We start from the raw sequence: 19,525 nt of genomic DNA on the forward strand, positions 1-19,525 counted from the left end.
AAAGGTGCTCCGGGTGTGAGAAGAAGTGCGCCGTCCAGCCTACGCCGCCCCGGACGTGTCGCTGTGTCAGCCCCCGAGCCGCTCGCCCTCGGCGATCCGCACCCCGCGTGCCCAGTCCGCCGCGCGCATCGGCTTCTTGCCCTGGGCCTGCACCCAGATCAGCTCCACTGCGTACGAGCCGGTGCCGACGTACACGTTGTTCTTCCCGGCGGAGATCTGCCCCGGGGCGAGATCCGTCCGGTCCGGCACGGGGGTGGCCTGGATGAGCTTGAGCCGCTCACCGCGGAAGGTGGTCCAGGCGCCGGGAGCCGGAGTGCAGCCCCGCACCATCCGGTCGACGCGCAGCGCGGGAGCCTTCCAGTCGACGCGGGCGTCCTCGACGTTGACCTTCGGGGCCAGGCTGACCCCCTCGGCCGGCTGCGGTACGGCCTTCAGCGTGCCGTCCTCGATCCCGTCCATGGTCGCCGCGAGCAGACCGGCACCGGCGAAGGCCAGTCGCGTCAGCAGATCCCCGCTGGTGTCGGTGGGCCGGATCTCCTCGGTGACCGTCCCGTACACCGGTCCGGAGTCGAGCCCCTCCTCGATCAGGAACGTGGAAGCGCCGGTGATCTCGTCCCCGGCCATGATGGCGTGCTGCACGGGCGCGGCACCGCGCCAGGCCGGCAGCAGGGAGAAGTGCAGATTGACCCAGCCGTGCACGGGGACGTCGAGGGCGACCCGGGGCAGCAGCGCGCCGTAGGCGACGACGGGACAGCAGTCCGGCCCGATCTCCCGCAGCCGCTCCAGGAACTCGGGGTCCTTCGGCTTCGCGGGCTTCAGCACCTCGATCCCGGCCTCCTCCGCCCGCTCGGCGACGGGCGACGCGACGAGCCTGCGCCCCCGCCCGGCCGGCGCGTCGGGCCGCGTGACGACAGCGGCCACCTCGTGCCGCTCAGAGGCGAGAAGAGCGTCCAGAGCGGGAACAGCGACCTCGGGTGTACCGGCGAAGACGAGCTTCATGGGGTGGTGGGGGCCTCTCGGGGCGGGGAACGTAGACGGGCAACGCCCAAGTCTATGAGCCCTGGACCGGAAAGCCGCCGACGGCGCTCATGCCCCAACGGGAGAGCCGGGCCACTCGAAGAGTTACGGGCGGTGCGCGGGTGGGAGACCGAAGCCGGAGGCCGGAGCCCGGAGGCGCACGCCCCGCGCAAACAGGCGCACGCATATGCCCCCACGCCCCCACACCGTGACCCCCGGAGCGAATCCGCGTTGGTCAAGACAGAGTTGACCACTTCGGGCCGCGATCACGGCCCATTCCTTTCAACGCCGGTTCGAGAGGCTTGTTCATGGCCGACCACGCAACCCACGACGCCCAGGCTCGGGCCAGCCTGCACTTGCTGGTGCGGGACATCGAGCGGGTCCGCCGGCAGGTGGACGCACTGCGCACACTCACCGCCCAGTTGGGCAACGTCTACCGCCCGCGCCGCTCCGGCCCCTCCACGGGCTTCGTCGTCTACGGACGCGCCCCCGCCCCGACCGTACGTCTCGCCCAGGAGCTGCGGGACAGTGTCGAGACCCTGGTCACGGCGGCCGTGGACTTCGACCGCTCACTCGGCTTCTCGTGGGACGCGGTGGGCTCCGCACTCGGAGTCACCAAACAGGCGGTCCACCGCCGTTACGGCGCACGCCGTGCCGCGGCCCAGTCGGCCACAGCCGAGGCAGAGCGCACACCGGAGCCGTCGGGCTCCCGCACGGTCGGTGTGAACACGGGCCTCCCCACCGTCCCGACGGTCCCGGCGGCCCGCTCCATGCCCACCCAGCCGACGGCGGGCAGCCCGGCACTCCGCGACGAGGCCAGGCCGACTGCCTTCCCCGGCCCGCGCAACGGCTGAGTCGCCCCTGCTCCCTGCCCTGCCCTCCCGGAGCACCTCCGGGAGGGCAGCGACGTATCCGGACGCTGCCCCACCGCCTCCCGGCAACGGCTCACCCGATGTCAGCCGGATCGATCCGCACCCAGACCCCACTCCCGCTGCCACTCCCGCTCCCACTGCCACTTCCCCGGGCCATCCGCGCGGCCTGCGCGGCCTTCAGCGCGGCGGCCAGCGCGGCGCCCTTCCCCGGCGGCACCCGGATCAGCGCCCGCTCCCACTGCTCCCCGGGCGGCGGCGCCCCCGCCCGCCGTGGTCGGCCCGCGGCGAGGACGGGCAACGGCACCGGCCCGAGCACCTCGGCCTCCGGCGGCAGTTCGGCCGCATGAAGAAACTCGGCCACCGCTTCCGCCGGCCCCGACACGGCCGCCATCCGCGACACCGGCGGAAACCCCAGCTCGGCCCGCTCGGCGAGTTCCCGCACCGCGTGACCGACGGGGTCCCACCGTACGAGCGCCTGGACGGGCCGCAGCGTCGGCTCGGCCACGACCACCACCGTGCCGCCGGCCGGCTGCGGCCGGACGAGCGACCCGGCCGCGATCCACCGCCGCAGCGCGTCCTCCCCGGCCCGCAGATCGGGCCGCCCGAGCATGGCCCACCCGTCCAGCAGCAGTGCCGCCGCATACCCGCCCTCGGCGACGGGCTCGGCCCCCGGCGTACTCACCACCAGCGCGGGCGCCCCCGGCACCGTGTCGAGCACGTGTTCACGACCCGAGGTCCGCACCGGGACGGCGGGGAAGGCCCGTCCGAGCTCCTCGGCGGTCCGCCGCGCGCCCACCACTGAGGCGCGCAGCCGGAAGGCACCGCACTCCGGGCAGTGCCAGCCGCTCTCCTCACGGCCGCACCACCCGCAGCACAACGCACCGCCGTCCCGTGTTTCCAGCGGCCCGGAGCACTGACGGCACCGCGCGGGCGCCCGGCAGTTGGCGCACGCCATGCGCGGCACGTATCCCCGTCGGGGCACCTGCACCAGCACCGGACCGTGCCGCAGGCCGTCCCTGACGACCTGCCAGGCGAGGGTCGGCAGCCGGGCGGCGCGGGCGGCCTCGTCCCGCGCGAGGTCCCCGTCCCCGACGGTGCGGACGAGCGGAGCGGCGGCACGCACCTGTTCACGCCCGGCGACCAGCGGGCGCGCCCACCCGCTCTCGACGAGCTGCGCGGCCTCCACCGTGCAACCCCAGCTGCCCAGCAGGAAGCCGCACTTGTCCTGGGCGGCCCGCAGCAGCAGCACCTCACGCGCGTGGGGCTGCGGGGCGTGCTGCTCGCTGTGGCTGTCGTCCCCGTCGTCCCAGATGGCGACCAGCCCGAGGTCCTTCACCGGCGCGAACATCGCGGCCCGGGTCCCGATCACGGCCCGTACGGAGCCCCGCCGGACCGCGAGCCACTGCGCGTACCGCTTCTCGGGACCCGCGTCGGCGGTGAGCACCGCATGCCGCCCCTCCCCCAGCAGGGCGGTCAGGGCGGCGTCGACCCGCGCGACCGCACGCCCGTCGGGCAGGACGGCGAGGGCCCCGCGGCCGGAGGCCAGCGTCGCCACGACGGCCCGGGCCAGTTCCTCGCTCCACTCCGGGCCGGGCAGCGCGTTCCACACGGCCCGTGGCGCACCGCCGGAGGCCAGCGACTCCACGAAGGCCGCTCCCCGCTCGTACCGCTGCCAGGAGCCCGTCTCCGGCGCCGGGGGCGGCGGCAGCGGTGCGGGTGAGGGGCGCTGCTCGGCCCGGGCGTTGCGCGGCGGTACGGCGAGTTGCAGGACGTCGGCGAGGCTGCCCGCGTACCGGTCGGCGACCGCCCGGGCCAAGCCCAGCAGTTCCTCGCTCAGCACCCGCTCGGGCGACACCACCTGGGCGAGGGCGGCCAGCGGCCCGGAGTAGTCGGACTCGGCCAGCCGCTCGACGAGGAACCCGTCGATCAGCCCGCCGCCCTCGCGCCGCCCTTCCCGCACCCGGTGCCGCCCGGCCCCGAACCGCACCCGCACCCGCACGCCCGGCTGGGCCTGCGCGTCCAGTTCATCGGGCACGGCGTAGTCGAAGTACCGGTCGAGATGGAGCACGCCCTTGTCGACGAGCACCCGCCCCACGGGCAGCTCCTTGGCGAGCGCGGCTCCCCGCCAGGTCCGCGGCTTGGCCCGGGGCGTCCCGGCCTTGCGCACACTCTCCCGGATGAGCGCGAGCTGCTCGGGCGGCGCACCCTCCGCGCCGCCGCCCGCCTGTTCGTTCTCGCTGCTCACGCTTGCATTCTTACCAAACGCCACTGACATCCGACGGCGCCCGAGTACCCGTCGCCCGCGCACCGGACGCACGACGAGGCCCGGCGCCCCGAAGGGTGCCGGGCCTCGCGAGGTACCGCGGCGGCGTCGGGCCTACGGCCCCGCCGTCTTCCGGGGACTTACAGCCCCACGGCCTTGCGCAGGGCCTCCACGCGGTCCGTCCGCTCCCAGGTGAACTCGGGAAGCTCGCGGCCGAAGTGGCCGTACGCCGCCGTCTGGGAGTAGATCGGGCGGAGCAGGTCGAGGTCGCGGATGATGGCGGCCGGACGGAGGTCGAAGACCTCGTCGATCGCCTTCTCGATCTTCGCCGTGTCGATCTTGGCGGTGCCGAAGGTCTCGACGAACAGACCGACCGGCTCGGCCTTGCCGATGGCGTACGCCACCTGGACCTCGCAGCGGGTGGCGAGACCCGCGGCGACGACGTTCTTCGCGACCCAGCGCATCGCGTACGCCGCGGAGCGGTCGACCTTGGACGGGTCCTTGCCGGAGAAGGCGCCGCCGCCGTGGCGGGCCATGCCGCCGTACGTGTCGATGATGATCTTGCGGCCGGTCAGGCCGGCGTCGCCCATGGGCCCGCCGATCTCGAAGCGGCCGGTGGGGTTGACCAGGAGGCGGTAGTTCTCCGTGTCGAGCTTGATGCCCTCGTCGAGCAGCGCCTTCAGCTCCGGCTCGACGACGAACTCCTTGATGTCCGGAGCCAGGAGCGAGTCCAGGTCGATGTCGGAGGCGTGCTGGGAGGAGACCACGACGGTGTCCAGGCGGACCGCCTTGTCGCCGTCGTACTCGATGGTGACCTGCGTCTTGCCGTCCGGGCGCAGGTAGGGGATCGTGCCGTTCTTGCGCACGTCGGACAGGCGCTTCGACAGGCGGTGCGCCAGGAAGATCGGCAGGGGCATCAGCGTCGGCGTCTCGTCCGTCGCGTAGCCGAACATCAGGCCCTGGTCGCCTGCGCCCTGCTTGTCGAGCTCGTCCTCGTCGCCCTCGACACGGGACTCGTAAGCCGTGTCCACGCCCTGGGCGATGTCCGGGGACTGGGCGCCGATCGACACCGAGACGCCGCAGGAGGCGCCGTCGAAGCCCTTCTTCGAGGAGTCGTAGCCGATTTCGAGGATCTTGCTCCGGACCAGCGTCGCGATGTCCGCGTACGTCTTGGTCGTGACCTCGCCGGCCACGTGCACCAGGCCGGTCGTGATCAGGGTTTCGACGGCGACCCGGGAGGTCGGGTCCTCGCGGAGCAGCGCGTCGAGAATGGTGTCGCTGATCTGGTCAGCGATCTTGTCGGGGTGACCCTCGGTCACAGACTCCGAGGTGAACAGGCGACGGGACACAACGCTCCCTGGGGTTGCAGCGGCTGCTGGCTGTCATTGGCGGACGGCGGGGGCTGCACCCGGCGCCGTCCGTGGAACAGTTTATCGGTCACGCTTCGGCCACGGTCCCCCTGTCTCGACACTCGGGAGTGCTGTGACCTGCGGCACGGGCATTCTGCCCAATGCCGTGCTGCGTTGGCCAGAGGCGCCACGCCCCGATCGGCCGGGTTTCACGGGGGCGCAGGGTGACTGAAACATCAGCGAAGGCGCTCGACCACCAGGTCCCACACGGTTTCGGCCAGGGCTTCTTTGGGGCCGTGCGTCACCGCGGTCTCGCTGCCGTCGGCGCCGAGGACGACGGCCTCGTTCTCCTCGGAACCGAAGGTTCTGCTCTCCCCGACCTCGTTCACCACCAGCAGATCGCAGCCCTTGCGCTTCAGTTTGGCGCGGCCGTTGGCGAGCACGTCGTCGGTCTCCGCCGCGAAGCCGACGATCACCTGTCCGGGGCGCGCGCGGTCGGCGGAGATCTCCGCGAGGATGTCCGGATTCCGCACCAGAGTGATCGGCTCCGGCTCCTGGTCGTCCTTCTTCTTGATCTTCCCGGCCGCGTACACCGCCGGGCGGAAGTCCGCCACCGCCGCCGCCATCACCACCGCGTCGGCATCGGCGGAGGCGTTCAGCACCGCCTCGCGCAGCTGCACGGCGGTGCCGACGGGGACGACGTCCACGCCGGCCGGGTCGGGCAGGGCGCTGTTGGCCGCGATCAGCGTGACGCGGGCGCCCCGGGCGGCCGCGGTGCGGGCGAGGGCGTAGCCCTGCTTGCCGGAGGAGCGGTTGCCGAGGAACCGGACGGGGTCCAGGGGCTCGCGGGTGCCGCCGGCGCTGACCACGACATGCCGGCCCTTCAGGTCGGGCTCGGACACGCCCCGGGCCAGCACCCGGCGGCAGACCTCGAAGATCTCGCCCGGGTCGGGCAGCCGGCCCTTGCCGGTGTCGACGCCGGTGAGGCGGCCCACGGCCGGTTCGATGACGAGGGCGCCGCGGCGGCGCAGCGTCGCCACGTTCTCCTGGGTGGCCGGGTGCTCCCACATCTCCGTGTGCATGGCGGGGGCGAAGACGACCGGGCAGCGGGCGGTGAGGAGGGTGTTGGTGAGGAGGTCGTCGGCGAGGCCGTGGGCCGCCTTGGCGAGCAGGTCGGCGGTGGCGGGGGCGACGACGACCAGGTCGGCGTGCTGTCCGATGCGGACGTGCGGGACCTCGTGCACGTCGTCCCAGACCTCGGTGGAGACCGGGTTTCCGCAGAGCGCGGACCAGGTGGCGGCGCCGACGAAGTGCAGGGCGGAGGCGGTGGGCACCACGCGCACGTCATGGCCCGACTCCGTCAGCCGCCGCAGCAGCTCACAGGCCTTGTACGCGGCGATGCCGCCACTGACCCCCAGAACGACCTTCGGCTTGTCCACGTCTCTCCCCGGACCTCGGCAACCGGCACTACGTACGACTCCATGACACACCACAGGCCCGGCAGTCGGCCTGCCGGGCCTGTGGAAAAGGGTCAAGCTGCAAATAGTACTTACTGCGCCGGGCCCTCGACGGCCTCGGACGTCAGCAGCCCCGCGTTGATCTCGCGGAGGGCGATCGAGAGCGGCTTCTCGTGGACGTGGGTGTCGACGAGAGGACCCACGTACTCAAGGAGACCCTCGCCGAGCTGCGAGTAGTACGCGTTGATCTGGCGGGCCCGCTTGGCCGCGTAGATCACGAGGCTGTACTTCGAGTCGGTGGCCTCGAGGAGCTCGTCGATCGGCGGGTTGATGATGCCCTCGGGCGCGGAGATGGAAGAGGACACGCTCTACCTTCCGATGGATGGGAAAGATTCTGTCGGGGTGATCAGCGAGACCCGGAAACGATCAGCGATGGTCACACGACGTCCACCAAGGCTAGCAGCTCGCGAGCCACGTCCTCGACGGAGGTGTTGACCAGGGTCGTATCGAACTCGGGCTCGGCCGCCAGCTCGGTCTTCGCCGCCTGAAGCCGCCGCTCGATCACCTCGGGCGGTTCGGTGCCCCGCCCGGTGAGTCTGCGCACCAGCTCCTCCCAGGAGGGGGGAGCCAGGAACACCAGCTGAGCCTCGGGCATCGACTCCCGGACCAGACGGGCGCCCTGGAGGTCGATCTCGAGGAGTACGGGCTCGCCCTTCTCCAGGCGCTCCTGCACGGCCGCACGCGGTGTGCCGTAGCGGTTGCCGGCGAACTCGGCCCACTCCAGCAGTTCGCCGTTGGCGATCAGCTTGTCCATCTCGTCGTCGGTGACGAAGAAGTAGTGGACTCCGTGCTTCTCGCCGGGGCGGGGCTTGCGGGTCGTCGCCGACACCGAGAGCCAGACCTCGGGGTGTTCCTTGCGCATATGGGCGACGACCGTGCTCTTGCCGACCCCGGAGGGGCCGGAGAGCACGGTCAGCCGCGGACGTTCACTCATGCAGCGATTATCCAGCAATCCCGGAGTGCCCGGGACTCGCTTCCCCGGAGTGCCCGGTTCAGGAGCCGGTGCTGCCGAACTCGCGCTCCAGGGAGGCGATCTGGTTGGAACCGAGGCCGCGCACGCGACGGCTCTCGGAGATACCGAGTCGCTCCATGATCTGCTTGGCGCGGACCTTGCCCACGCCCGGGAGGGACTCGAGGAGGGCGGAGACCTTCATCTTGCCGATGACGTCGTTCTCCTGGCCCTGCTTGATGACCTCGTGAAGGGAGGCGCCGGAGTGCTTGAGTCGATTCTTGACCTCGGCCCGCTCCCGGCGAGCCGCGGCGGCCTTTTCGAGCGCGGCTGCGCGCTGTTCAGGGGTAAGGGGCGGAAGAGCCACGCCTACGTCACCTCGGATGTCGAACTGTCGGATACGGACCGGTGAGGAACCTAGTCGCCCCACACCTGGGGAGCTACGAGCAACACGCTTCGCCCGTTCACTCTCGTCGGAGACTAGCGGGCAAGTCCGCCAGAGTCAGCGAGAACAGCGGAAAAGTCCTGGTCAGCCTTCACCTGAAGGGACATTTAGGACATACTGCCCCGGATTTGAGGATGTATTCAGGCTCAAGCGCGCCCCGGACCACTCATCGGAGGACTCCCGAAGAGACCAGGAGGAGGTCAGGAGGGGGTCAGGGTGTGACGGATCTCCCCCGCGAAGCGCTCCGCGGCGTCACGCAGCGCGACCACGTCGGGACCGTGGCGTAGCACTCCCCGGCTGACGTTCGGCACGACGTTGCGCACCGCCGTCCCGAAGACCCGGGGAAGATCGGCCGGCGTGGCCCCCTGGGCCCCGATGCCGGGCGCGAGGAGCGGGCCGTTGATGTCCAGGTCGTACGACGACAGGTCACCGAGGGTCGCGCCGACGACCGCGCCGAAGGACCCCAGGGGCTCCTCCCCCGCGTTCTCGGCGGACAGGTGCGCGAGCATGGTCGCTCCGATGTTCCGGCCGTCGGAGCGCACGGCGTGCTGGACCTCGCCGCCCTCCGGGTTGGAGGTCAGCGCCAGCACGAACAGCCCGGCGCCGCTCTCCCGGGCCAGCGCGACGGCCGGGCTGAGCGAGCCGTAGCCGAGGTAGGGCGAGACGGTCAGGGCGTCGGAGAACAGCGGCGCGTCCTCGTGCAGGAAGGACTCGGCGTACGCGGCCATGGTCGAGCCGATGTCGCCGCGCTTGGCGTCCATCACGACCAGCGCGCCCGCGGCCCGCGCCTCGGCCACCGACTTCTCCAGGACGGCGACGCCGCGCGAGCCGAACCGCTCGAAGAACGCGCTCTGCGGCTTGAGCACGGCGACCCGGTCGGCCAGGGCCTCGACGACCGTGCGGCTGAACCGCTCCAGGCCCGCCACGTCGTCGCTGAGGCCCCACTCGGCGAGCAGGGAGGCGTGCGGGTCGATGCCGACGCAGAGCGGACCGCGCTCGTCCATGGCGCGGCGCAGGCGCGCGCCGAAGGGTTCGAGACCACTCATGCCGTCTTCCTCACGTCGGCGCCCACCGCGTCGGCGAGCGTGGCGTACGGGCTGGTGCGCAGGCGCGCGGCGAGCCCCTTGTGGAGGTCGCGAGCGTAAAACGGCCCCTCGTAGATGAAGGCGCTGTAGCCCTGGACCAGCGTGGCACCGGCCAGGATGCGCTGCCAGGCGTCCTCGGCGTTCTCGACGCCCCCGACGCCCACCAAGGTGATCCGGTCGCCCACGCGCGCGTAGAGGCGGCGCAGGACCGCCAGGGAGCGTTCCTTCAGGGGCGCCCCGGACAGGCCGCCGGTCTCCTTGACCAGGGAGGGGTCGGACTTCAGGCCGAGCCCTTCGCGCGCGATGGTGGTGTTCGTGGCGATGATCCCGTCCAGGCCGAGTTCCACGGCGAGGTCGGCGACGGCGTCGACGTCCTCGTCGGCGAGGTCCGGCGCGATCTTGACCAGGAGCGGGACGCGCCGCGCGGAGACCATGCGGTCGGCGGCCTCGCGGACGGCGCTCAGCAGGGGGCGAAGTGCCTCAGTGGCCTGGAGGTTGCGCAGCCCGGGCGTGTTCGGCGAGGAGACGTTGACCACGAGGTAGTCGGCGTAGGGCGCCAGCCGCTCGGCGGACTTCACGTAGTCCGCGACGGCCTCCTCCTCCGGTACGACCTTGGTCTTGCCGATGTTGACGCCGACGACGGTCTTGAAGACGGGCGTGCGGGAGGCCAGGCGGGCCGCGACGCGGAGCGATCCGTCGTTGTTGAAGCCCATGCGGTTGATCAGCGCCCGGTCCTTGACCAGCCGGAACAGCCGCTGCTTGGGATTGCCGGGCTGCGGCTCGCCGGTGACCGTGCCGACCTCGACGTGGTCGAACCCGAGCATCGCCATGCCGTCGATGCCGACGGCGTTCTTGTCGAAGCCCGCGGCGAGCCCGAAGGGGCCGTGCATGCGCAGCCCGAAGGCCTCCGTGCGCAGCTCCTTGTGGCGGGGCGCGAGGGCGGCCGCGAGGAAGGTCCGCAGCACGGGGACGCGGGCGGCCAGCCGGATCCAGCGGAAAGCGAGGTGGTGGGCCTGCTCCGGGTCCATCCGCTTGAAGAGCAGACTGAAAAAGATCTTGTACATGGTGTCCTCACGAAGACATGGGCGTCCTCACGAAGAGGGGGACACCGTTTCCGGTGTCCCCCTCTTCGGCTGCTAGTCGCGGGCCGCGGTCAGGTGTTCCGCGTGTTCCTGGAGCGATCGGACGCTCACGTCGCCGCGGTTGAGGGCGTCGATGCCCTGGACCGCCGCCGCGAGCGCCTGGACCGTCGTCAGGCAGGGCACGGAGCGTGCCACGGCCGCCGTACGGATGTCGTAGCCGTCGAGGCGGCCGCCGGTGCCGTACGGGGTGTTGACGATGAGGTCGACCTCGCCGTCGTGGATGAGCTGGACGATGGTCTTCTCGCCGTTCGGGCCGGTGCCCTCGGACTGCTTGCGCACGATCGTGGCGTTGATGCCGTTGCGCTTGAGGACCTCGGCCGTGCCGGAGGTGGCCAGCAGCTCGAAGCCGTGGGCGACCAGCTCGCGGGCCGGGAAGATCATCGAGCGCTTGTCGCGGTTGGCGACCGAGATGAACGCGCGGCCCTTGGTGGGCAGCGGGCCGTAGGCGCCCGCCTGCGACTTGGCGTACGCCGTGCCGAAGACGGAGTCGATGCCCATGACCTCGCCGGTGGAGCGCATCTCCGGGCCGAGGACCGTGTCGACGCCGCGGCCGTGGATGTCGCGGAAGCGGGACCACGGCATGACGGCCTCCTTGACGGAGATCGGCGCGTCGAACGGCAGCTCGCCGCCGTCGCCACTGGCCGGCAGCAGGCCCTCGGCGCGCAGCTCGGCGATGGTCGCGCCCAGCGAGATCCGGGCGGCGGCCTTGGCCAGCGGCACCGCGGTCGCCTTCGAGGTGAAGGGGACGGTCCGCGAGGCGCGCGGGTTGGCCTCCAGGACGTAGAGGATGTCGCCCGCGAGCGCGAACTGGATGTTGATCAGGCCGCGCACCCCGACGCCCTTCGCGATGCCCTCCGTGGAGGCGCGCAGACGCTTGATGTCGAAGCCGCCGAGCGTGATCGGGGGCAGGGCGCACGCCGAGTCGCCGGAGTGGATGCCGGCCTCCTCGATATGCTCCATGACGCCGCCGAGGTACAGCTCCTCGCCGTCGTAGAGGGCGTCGACGTCGATCTCGATCGCGTCGTCGAGGAACCGGTCGACCAGGACCGGCCGCGAGGGGCTGATCTCGGTCGACTCGGCGATGTAGGCCTCCAGCCGGGTCTCGTCGTAGACGATCTCCATGCCGCGTCCGCCGAGGACGTAGGACGGGCGGACCAGGACCGGGTAGCCGATCTCGTCGGCGATGGCCTTGGCCTCGGCGAAGGTCGTGGCGGTGCCGTGCTTGGGGGCCGGGAGGCCGGCCTCCTTCAGGACCCGGCCGAAGGCGCCGCGGTCCTCGGCGGCGTGGATGGCCTCCGGGGAGGTGCCGACGATGGGCACGCCGTTGTCCTTGAGCGCCTGCGACAGGCCCAGCGGGGTCTGGCCGCCGAGCTGGACGACGACACCCGCGACCGGGCCGGCCTGCTGCTCGGCGTGGACGATCTCCAGCACGTCCTCGAGCGTCAGCGGCTCGAAGTACAGGCGGTCGGAGGTGTCGTAGTCCGTGGAGACGGTCTCCGGGTTGCAGTTGACCATCACGGTCTCGTACCCGGCGTCGCTCAGCGCGAAGGAGGCGTGGACGCAGGAGTAGTCGAACTCGATGCCCTGGCCGATGCGGTTCGGGCCGGAGCCGAGGATGATGACGGCGGCCTTCTCGCGGGGCGCGACCTCGGTCTCCTCGTCGTAGGAGGAGTAGAAGTACGGCGTCTTCGCGGCGAACTCGGCGGCGCAGGTGTCGACCGTCTTGTAGACCGGGCGGATGCCGAGCGCGTGCCGGACCTCGCGGACGACGTCCTCGCGCAGGCCGCGGATCTCGCCGATCTGCGAGTCGGAGAAGCCGTGCCGCTTGGCCTCGGCGAGCAGGTCGGGCGTGAGCTCGTCGGCGTCCGCGAGCTCGTCCGCGATCTCCTTGATCAGGAAGAGCTGGTCGACGAACCAGGGGTCGATCTTCGTGTACTCGAAGACCTCTTCGGGCGTGGCGCCCGCGCGGATGGCCTGCATGACGGTGTTGATGCGGCCGTCGGTGGGGCGGACCGCCTCGCGGAGCAGCTCGTCCTTGTCTGCGGCGGAGCCGGGCTCGCCGACGAAGGTGAACTGGCTGCCCTTCTTCTCCAGCGAGCGCAGGGCCTTCTGGAAGGCCTCGGTGAAGTTGCGGCCGATGGCCATGGCCTCGCCGACCGACTTCATGGTGGTCGTGAGGGTGGAGTCGGCGCTCGGGAACTTCTCGAAGGCGAAGCGCGGGGCCTTCACGACCACGTAGTCGAGCGTCGGCTCGAAGGAGGCGGGCGTCTCCTGCGTGATGTCGTTCGGGATCTCGTCCAGCGTGTAGCCGACGGCGAGCTTGGCGGCGATCTTGGCGATCGGGAAGCCGGTCGCCTTGGAGGCGAGCGCCGAGGAGCGGGACACGCGCGGGTTCATCTCGATGACGATGACGCGGCCGTCTTCGGGATTCACCGCGAACTGGATGTTGCAGCCGCCGGTGTCGACGCCGACCTCGCGGATCACGGCGATGCCGATGTCGCGCAGGATCTGGTACTCGCGGTCGGTGAGCGTCATCGCGGGCGCGACGGTGATCGAGTCGCCGGTGTGCACGCCCATGGGGTCGAAGTTCTCGATGGAGCAGACGACCACGACGTTGTCGTGCTTGTCGCGCATCAGCTCCAACTCGTACTCCTTCCAGCCGAGGATGGACTCCTCCAGGAGCACCTCGGTGGTCGGCGAGAGCGTCAGGCCCTGGCCGGCGATGCGGCGCAGTTCCTCCTCGTCGTGGGCGAAGCCGGAGCCGGCGCCGCCCATGGTGAAGGACGGGCGGACGACGACCGGGTAGCCGCCGAGTTCCTCGACGCCCCTGAGGACGTCGTCCATGGAGTGGCAGATGTAGGACCGGGCGGACTCGCCGTGGCCGATCTTCTTGCGGACCTCCTCCACGACCTCCTTGAACTGGTCGCGGTCCTCACCCTTGTGGATCGCCTCGACGTTGGCGCCGATGAGCTCGACGCCGTACTTGTTCAGGACGCCGTTCTCGTGCAGCGAGATGGCGGTGTTGAGGGCCGTCTGGCCGCCCAGGGTGGGCAGCAGCGCGTCGGGCCGCTCCTTGGCGATGATCTTCTCGACGAACTCGGGGGTGATGGGCTCGACGTAGGTGGCGTCGGCGATCTCCGGGTCGGTCATGATCGTCGCCGGGTTGGAGTTCACCAGGACGACCCTGAGGCCCTCGGCCTTCAGGACGCGGCACGCCTGCGTGCCGGAGTAGTCGAACTCGGCGGCCTGGCCGATGACGATCGGGCCGGAGCCGATGACCAGGACGGACTGGATATCGGTGCGCTTAGGCACGCTGGCCCTCCATCAGGGATACGAAGCGGTCGAACAGGTAGGCGGCATCGTGCGGGCCGGCTGCCGCTTCGGGGTGGTACTGGACGCTGAAGGCGGGGCGGTCGAGAAGCTGGAGCCCCTCCACCACGTTGTCGTTCAGGCACACGTGGGACACCTCGGCGCGGCCGAACGGGGTCTCGGAGACCTGGTCGAGCGGGGCGTCGACGGCGAAGCCGTGGTTGTGCGCGGTGACCTCGACCTTGCCGGTCGTGCGGTCCTGCACCGGCTGGTTGATGCCGCGGTGGCCGTACTTCAGCTTGTAGGTGCCGAAGCCGAGCGCGCGGCCCAGGATCTGGTTGCCGAAGCAGATGCCGAACAGCGGGGTGCCGCGCTCCAGGACGCCCCGCATGACGGAGACGGGGTGGTCGGCGGTGGCCGGGTCGCCCGGGCCGTTGGAGAAGAACACGCCGTCCGGGTTCACCGCGTAGACGTCCTCGACGGTCGCGGTCGCCGGGAGCACGTGCACCTCGATGCCGCGCTCGGCCATGCGGTGCGGGGTCATGCCCTTGATGCCGAGGTCGACGGCGGCGACGGTGAACTTCTTCTCGCCGATGGCCGGGACGACGTACGGCTCGGTGGTGGCGACCTCGGCGGAGAGGTTCGCGCCCTTCATCTGCGGGGCTTCCTGCACGCGCGCGAGGAGTGCGCTGTCGTCCCGGACGGCGTCACCGCTGAAGATGCCCACGCGCATCGCGCCGCGCTCGCGCAGGTGGCGGGTGAGGGCGCGGGTGTCGATGCCGGAGATCCCGACGACGCCCTGCGCGGCCAGCTCCTCGTCCAGCGAGCGGCGGGAGCGCCAGTTGGACGGCACGCGCGCGGGGTCGCGCACGACGTACCCGGAGACCCAGATGCGCTTGGACTCCATGTCCTCGTCGTTGACGCCGGTGTTGCCGACGTGCGGTGCGGTCATCACCACGACCTGGCGGTGGTACGAGGGGTCGGTCAGGGTCTCCTGGTAGCCGGTCATGCCGGTGGAGAACACCGCTTCGCCGAAGGTCTCCCCCACGGCCCCGTAGGCACGGCCGCGGAAGACCCGGCCGTCCTCCAGGACGAGTACGGCGGGAGTTTTGGCAGCTCCCCTGGTGGAGGTGGTCATCGTTCGGCGCCTTCCCTGCTGTTCGTTTCGGTCATGGAGTTGATGGCCTCGACCCACTCGTTGTGCTCGGCCGCGTGGTCGGAGCGGAAGCCGGAGTCGATCAGCCGGTCACCGTGCTCCCAGGTGACGACGAGGAGGCCGCCCTCGGTGAGCACCTTGCCGGCGATGCCCTTGTCGAGCCGGGCCTCGCGGAGCTGTGCGGCCGGGACGAAGAAGTCGCTCGCCCCGGGGCGTACGACGTCCAGTCCGGCGTCCGTGAGCGCGAGCTCGGCGCGGCTGCGGGTGCCCAGGCCGTGCGCGACGATGCGGTCGAGCCACTGTCCGGCGGTGGTGGAGCCGTGGTAGCGGCCGCTCGTCGTCAGACGCGCCGGGCCCGTCTCCTCCGGGGCCGCGGGCAGCTCGGGCAGGTCGCCCTGGAGTGTGCCGCGCCACTTCCAGCCCTCGCGCATCAGCCAGTAGACGAGCGCGACGAACAGGGCGAGGCCGACGACCCAACCGATGCGGGCGGCCCAGTCGGTCACTTGCGCCGATTCCTTCTCGGCGGCGAGCCAGAGTACAGGTGTCACGTGAGCTTCCCGTCGACGAGCGTGGCCTTGCCCCGCAGCCACGTGTGCGTCACACGGCCCGGCAGCTCACGACCCTCGTAGGGGGTGTTGCGGCTGCGCGAGGCGAAGCCCGCGGGTTCCACGAGCCCACGGTATGCCGTGTCGACGAGGGTGAGGTTGGCGGGCTCACCTGCCGAGACGGGACGGCCGTGGCCCGTGGCCTGTCCGATCTGCGCGGGCTTGAAGGACATCCGGTCGGCGACGCCGGCCCAGTCCAGCAGGCCCGTGTCGACCATGGTCTCCTGCACCACTGACAACGCCGTCTCCAGGCCGACCATGCCCATGGCGGCCGCGGCCCACTCGCAGTCCTTGTCCTCGTGCGGGTGCGGGGCGTGGTCGGTGGCGACGATGTCGATCGTCCCGTCGGCGAGCGCCTCGCGCAGGGCCATCACGTCGCGCTCGGTGCGCAGCGGCGGGTTGACCTTGAAGACGGGGTTGTACGTCCGGACCAGCTCGTCGGTGAGGAGCAGGTGGTGCGGGGTGACCTCGGCGGTGACGGCGATGCCGCGGGACTTCGCCCAGCGGACGATCTCGACGGACCCGGCGGTCGACAGATGGCAGATGTGGACGCGGGAGCCGACGTGGTCGGCGAGCAGGACATCCCGGGCGATGATCGATTCTTCGGCCACCGCGGGCCAGCCCCCGAGCCCCAGTTCGGCGGAGACGACGCCCTCGTTCATCTCGGCGCCCTCGGTCAGCCGCGGCTCCTGCGCGTGCTGCGCGACGACACCGCCGAAGGCCTTCACGTACTCCAGGGCCCGGCGCATGATCACGGCGTCGTGGACGCACTTGCCGTCGTCGGAGAAGACGGTGACCCCGGCCGCCGACTCGTGCATGGCGCCCAGCTCGGCGAGCTTCCTGCCCTCCAGGCCCACGGTGACGGCACCGATCGGCTGGACGTCGCAGTAGCCGTGCTCCTTGCCGAGCCGCCAGACCTGCTCGACGACACCGGCGGTGTCGGCGACCGGGAAGGTGTTGGCCATGGCGAACACGGTGGTGTAGCCGCCGGAGGCCGCGGCACGGGTACCGGTGAGGACGGTCTCGGAGTCCTCACGGCCCGGCTCGCGCAGATGCGTGTGCAGGTCGACCAGGCCCGGCAGCAGCACCTTGCCCTCGGCCTCGACGATCTCTGCGCCCTCGGCGGACAGCCCGCTGCCGACCTCCGCGATCGTCCCGCCGTCGATCAGCACGTCCTGCGGCTCGCCGCCGAGCACCTTCGCACCACGGATCAGGATCTTGCTCATCTGTCTTACTTCTCCTCGGTACGGGTGTGGGTGACGGCGGGTTCGTTTCCGCCCAGCAGCAGGTAGAGGACGGCCATCCGGATGGAGACTCCGTTGGCGACCTGCTCGACGACGGTGCAGCGGTCGGAGTCGGCGACCTCGGCGGTGATCTCCATGCCGCGGACCATCGGGCCGGGGTGCATCACGACGGCGTGCTCGGGCATCCGCGCCATGCGGTCGCCGTCGAGGCCGTAGCGCCGGGAGTACTCGCGCTCGGTCGGGAAGAACGCGGCGTTCATGCGCTCGCGCTGGACGCGCAGCATCATCACCGCGTCGGACTTGGGCAGCGTGCTGTCGAGGTCGTACGACACCTCGCAGGGCCAGGTCTCGATGCCGACCGGCACCAGGGTCGGCGGGGCGACGAGGGTGACCTCGGCGCCGAGGGTGTGCAGCAGGTCGACGTTGGAGCGGGCGACCCGGCTGTGCAGGACGTCGCCGACGATGGTGATGCGCTTGCCTTCGAGGTCCTGGCCGATCCCGGCGTCCGGGCCGATCAGGCGGCGGCGCATGGTGAAGGCGTCCAGCAGGGCCTGGGTGGGGTGCTGGTGGGTGCCGTCGCCGGCGTTGACGACGGCCGCGTCGATCCAGCCGGAGTTCGCCAGCCGGTACGGGGCTCCGGAGGCGCCGTGCCGGATGACCACGGCGTCGACGCCCATGGCCTCCAGCGTCTGGGCGGTGTCCTTCAGGGACTCGCCCTTGGACACGCTCGAACCCTTGGCGGAGAAGTTGATGACGTCCGCGGAGAGCCGCTTCTCGGCGGCCTCGAAGGAGATCCGGGTCCGGGTGGAGTCCTCGAAGAAGAGGTTGACGATCGTGCGGCCGCGCAGGGTCGGCAGCTTCTTGATCGGCCGGTCGGCGACCCGGGCCATCTCCTCGGCGGTGTCGAGGATCAGGACGGCGTCGTCGCGGGTGAGGTCGGCGGCCGAGATGAGATGACGCTGCATCTGTCAGGCTCCGTAAGGCAGTTCAAACTGAAGAAATGGGGCAGACGGGCCCGCGAGGGGCGCTCTGAGCCGGCGTACGCCAGCGGCGTACACCCGAGGCGCTACTGGGCGGTCTGCTTGGCGCCGAGCAGCACGGTGTCGCGACCGTCCTCCTCGGCGAGCTGGACCTTGACCGTCTCCCGCAACGACGTGGGGAGGTTCTTGCCGACGTAGTCGGCGCGGATGGGCAGTTCGCGGTGACCGCGGTCGACGAGGACCGCGAGCTGCACCGCGCGGGGGCGCCCGATGTCGTTCAGGGCGTCGAGGGCGGCGCGGATGGTGCGGCCGGAGAAGAGGACGTCGTCGACGAGGACGACCAGCTTGCCGTCGATGCCGTCGCCGGGGATGTCGGTGCGGGCCAGGGCACGCGGCGGGTGCATGCGCAGGTCGTCGCGGTACATGGTGATGTCGAGCGAGCCGCACGGAACCTTGCGCTCGGTGATCTGCTCGAGCTTGTCGGCGATCCGCCGGGCCAGGAAGACGCCCCGGGTCGGAATGCCGAGGAGCACCACGTCGTCGGCGCCCTTGGCGCGTTCGACGATCTCGTGGGCGATGCGGGTCAGTACCCGCGCGATGTCGGGCCCTTCGAGAACGGGCCGGGCATCGGACTGCGAGTCGTGCGTGTCCATACGAAACGGACCTCCTTCTCCGCCTCACGGGACGGACCTTAAAGGACGTCGGGATTGCGCCATCCACGGTAGCAGGCCCTCGCTGTCGCCCGGACGGCCCCCTCGGATCACCCACTCGGCCTAACCGAGTGCCGATACCACGGAAGAGTCGGTGCGGACCATTCGGCTTGACGCGGCAGAGTAACGCTGCGTAACCTCACAGTGAGTTACCAGCCGCGCGGCCTGGCACCCACGCCAGACGCGTCGACACAGTGCCGGGGAGCTATATGTCCAGCGAATACGCCAAACAGCTCGGGGCCAAGCTCCGGGCGATCCGCACCCAGCAGGGCCTTTCCCTCCACGGTGTCGAGGAGAAGTCCCAGGGACGCTGGAAGGCGGTCGTGGTCGGTTCGTACGAGCGCGGCGACCGCGCCGTGACCGTGCAGCGCCTTGCCGAGCTGGCGGATTTCTACGGCGTTCCGGTGCAGGAGCTGCTCCCGGGCACCACCCCGGGCGGCGCCGCCGAGCCGCCGCCGAAGCTGGTCCTGGACCTGGAGCGGCTGGCCACGGTGCCGGCCGAGAAGGCGGGCCCCCTGCAGCGCTACGCGGCCACGATCCAGTCGCAGCGCGGTGACTACAACGGCAAGGTGCTCTCGATCCGCCAGGACGACCTGCGCACACTCGCCGTCATCTACGACCAGTCGCCTTCGGTCCTCACCGAGCAGCTGATCAACTGGGGCGTCCTGGACGCGGACGCGCGTCGCGCGGTGGCCGCCCACGAGGAGGGCTGACCGCTTCCGGGGGGGCAGCAGAAACGTGCCGCCGGGTGGCCGAAACCATATGGTTTCGGCCACCCCGGCGGCGGTGTGAGGGGCGGGGCGCCCCCCCAACCCCCGGGAAACCCGCGGGGCCCCCCCGGCCCCGCGGGGGGGCCCCCCCCGGGGCCACACACACAACCCC

17 protein-coding genes are annotated in these 19,525 nt (G+C 71.2%); 2 read left to right on the forward strand and 15 right to left on the reverse strand.

The window, feature by feature from the left end:
• Positions 1-66: 66 nt before the first annotated feature.
• On the reverse strand, positions 67-999 hold the full coding sequence (gene fmt / locus ACIBNA_RS33365) for a methionyl-tRNA formyltransferase (RefSeq protein ID WP_399168917.1): 933 nt from the start codon (positions 997-999) through the stop codon (positions 67-69).
• 326 nt (positions 1,000-1,325) lie between these two features.
• Here fmt and ACIBNA_RS33370 point away from each other — a divergent pair, with 326 nt between their 5' ends.
• Complete coding sequence (locus ACIBNA_RS33370) at positions 1,326-1,871, forward strand: hypothetical protein (RefSeq protein ID WP_274814986.1); 546 nt, start codon at positions 1,326-1,328, stop codon at positions 1,869-1,871.
• A 91-nt stretch (positions 1,872-1,962) separates the two neighbouring features.
• On the opposite strand, the gene ACIBNA_RS33375 is transcribed toward ACIBNA_RS33370, so the two are convergent.
• The 14 genes from ACIBNA_RS33375 to pyrR all read right to left on the reverse strand — a co-directional run bounded on the left by ACIBNA_RS33375 (position 1,963) and on the right by pyrR (position 18,586).
• Positions 1,963-4,134, reverse strand: a complete 2,172-nt coding sequence (locus tag ACIBNA_RS33375) for a primosomal protein N' (RefSeq protein ID WP_399168918.1) — start codon at positions 4,132-4,134, stop codon at positions 1,963-1,965.
• A gap of 158 nt (positions 4,135-4,292) precedes the next feature.
• The gene (gene metK / locus ACIBNA_RS33380; protein WP_274814988.1) at positions 4,293-5,501 is read right to left on the reverse strand and encodes a methionine adenosyltransferase; all 1,209 of its coding nucleotides are present in this window, start codon (positions 5,499-5,501) and stop codon (positions 4,293-4,295) included.
• 236 nt (positions 5,502-5,737) lie between these two features.
• Positions 5,738-6,940, reverse strand: a complete 1,203-nt coding sequence (gene coaBC, locus ACIBNA_RS33385; protein ID WP_399168919.1) for a bifunctional phosphopantothenoylcysteine decarboxylase/phosphopantothenate--cysteine ligase CoaBC — start codon at positions 6,938-6,940, stop codon at positions 5,738-5,740.
• A gap of 110 nt (positions 6,941-7,050) precedes the next feature.
• Positions 7,051-7,323 (reverse strand): DNA-directed RNA polymerase subunit omega, encoded by a 273-nt coding sequence (gene rpoZ / locus ACIBNA_RS33390; protein WP_003988945.1) that lies wholly within the window; start codon positions 7,321-7,323, stop codon positions 7,051-7,053.
• A gap of 71 nt (positions 7,324-7,394) precedes the next feature.
• Positions 7,395-7,952, reverse strand: a complete 558-nt coding sequence (gene gmk, locus ACIBNA_RS33395) for a guanylate kinase (protein ID WP_059416316.1) — start codon at positions 7,950-7,952, stop codon at positions 7,395-7,397.
• 58 nt (positions 7,953-8,010) lie between these two features.
• The gene (locus tag ACIBNA_RS33400) at positions 8,011-8,334 is read right to left on the reverse strand and encodes an integration host factor (protein ID WP_003977346.1); all 324 of its coding nucleotides are present in this window, start codon (positions 8,332-8,334) and stop codon (positions 8,011-8,013) included.
• A gap of 278 nt (positions 8,335-8,612) precedes the next feature.
• Entirely contained in the window at positions 8,613-9,458 is an 846-nt protein-coding gene (gene pyrF, locus ACIBNA_RS33405) for an orotidine-5'-phosphate decarboxylase (protein WP_399168920.1), read from the reverse strand.
• Positions 9,455-10,561 carry a quinone-dependent dihydroorotate dehydrogenase gene (locus ACIBNA_RS33410; protein ID WP_399168921.1) on the reverse strand — a complete coding sequence of 369 codons (1,107 nt, stop codon included), beginning with the start codon at positions 10,559-10,561 and terminating at the stop codon, positions 9,455-9,457. Before ACIBNA_RS33410 ends, pyrF begins: the two co-directional genes overlap by 4 nt.
• 72 nt (positions 10,562-10,633) lie before the next feature.
• Positions 10,634-13,951 carry a carbamoyl-phosphate synthase large subunit gene (carB, locus tag ACIBNA_RS33415; protein ID WP_399168922.1) on the reverse strand — a complete coding sequence of 1,106 codons (3,318 nt, stop codon included), beginning with the start codon at positions 13,949-13,951 and terminating at the stop codon, positions 10,634-10,636.
• Complete coding sequence (carA, locus tag ACIBNA_RS33420) at positions 13,944-15,086, reverse strand: glutamine-hydrolyzing carbamoyl-phosphate synthase small subunit (protein ID WP_279546242.1); 1,143 nt, start codon at positions 15,084-15,086, stop codon at positions 13,944-13,946. Before carA ends, carB begins: the two co-directional genes overlap by 8 nt.
• A complete protein-coding gene (locus ACIBNA_RS33425; RefSeq protein ID WP_399168923.1) occupies positions 15,083-15,652 on the reverse strand; it encodes a hypothetical protein in 570 nt (189 codons plus the stop codon). Before ACIBNA_RS33425 ends, carA begins: the two co-directional genes overlap by 4 nt.
• Entirely contained in the window at positions 15,649-16,935 is a 1,287-nt protein-coding gene (locus tag ACIBNA_RS33430) for a dihydroorotase (protein WP_399168924.1), read from the reverse strand. Before ACIBNA_RS33430 ends, ACIBNA_RS33425 begins: the two co-directional genes overlap by 4 nt.
• 5 nt (positions 16,936-16,940) lie before the next feature.
• Positions 16,941-17,918 (reverse strand): aspartate carbamoyltransferase catalytic subunit, encoded by a 978-nt coding sequence (locus tag ACIBNA_RS33435; protein WP_399168925.1) that lies wholly within the window; start codon positions 17,916-17,918, stop codon positions 16,941-16,943.
• A gap of 101 nt (positions 17,919-18,019) precedes the next feature.
• Complete coding sequence (pyrR, locus tag ACIBNA_RS33440) at positions 18,020-18,586, reverse strand: bifunctional pyr operon transcriptional regulator/uracil phosphoribosyltransferase PyrR (protein WP_274814997.1); 567 nt, start codon at positions 18,584-18,586, stop codon at positions 18,020-18,022.
• A 266-nt stretch (positions 18,587-18,852) separates the two neighbouring features.
• Here pyrR and bldD point away from each other — a divergent pair, with 266 nt between their 5' ends.
• On the forward strand, positions 18,853-19,356 hold the full coding sequence (gene bldD / locus ACIBNA_RS33445) for a transcriptional regulator BldD (RefSeq protein WP_399168926.1): 504 nt from the start codon (positions 18,853-18,855) through the stop codon (positions 19,354-19,356).
• Positions 19,357-19,525: the final 169 nt, after the last annotated feature.

The sequence above is a fragment of the Streptomyces sp. NPDC050164 genome (assembly GCF_044459945.1).
Classification (GTDB): Bacteria; Actinomycetota; Actinomycetes; order Streptomycetales; family Streptomycetaceae; genus Streptomyces; species Streptomyces coeruleorubidus_A.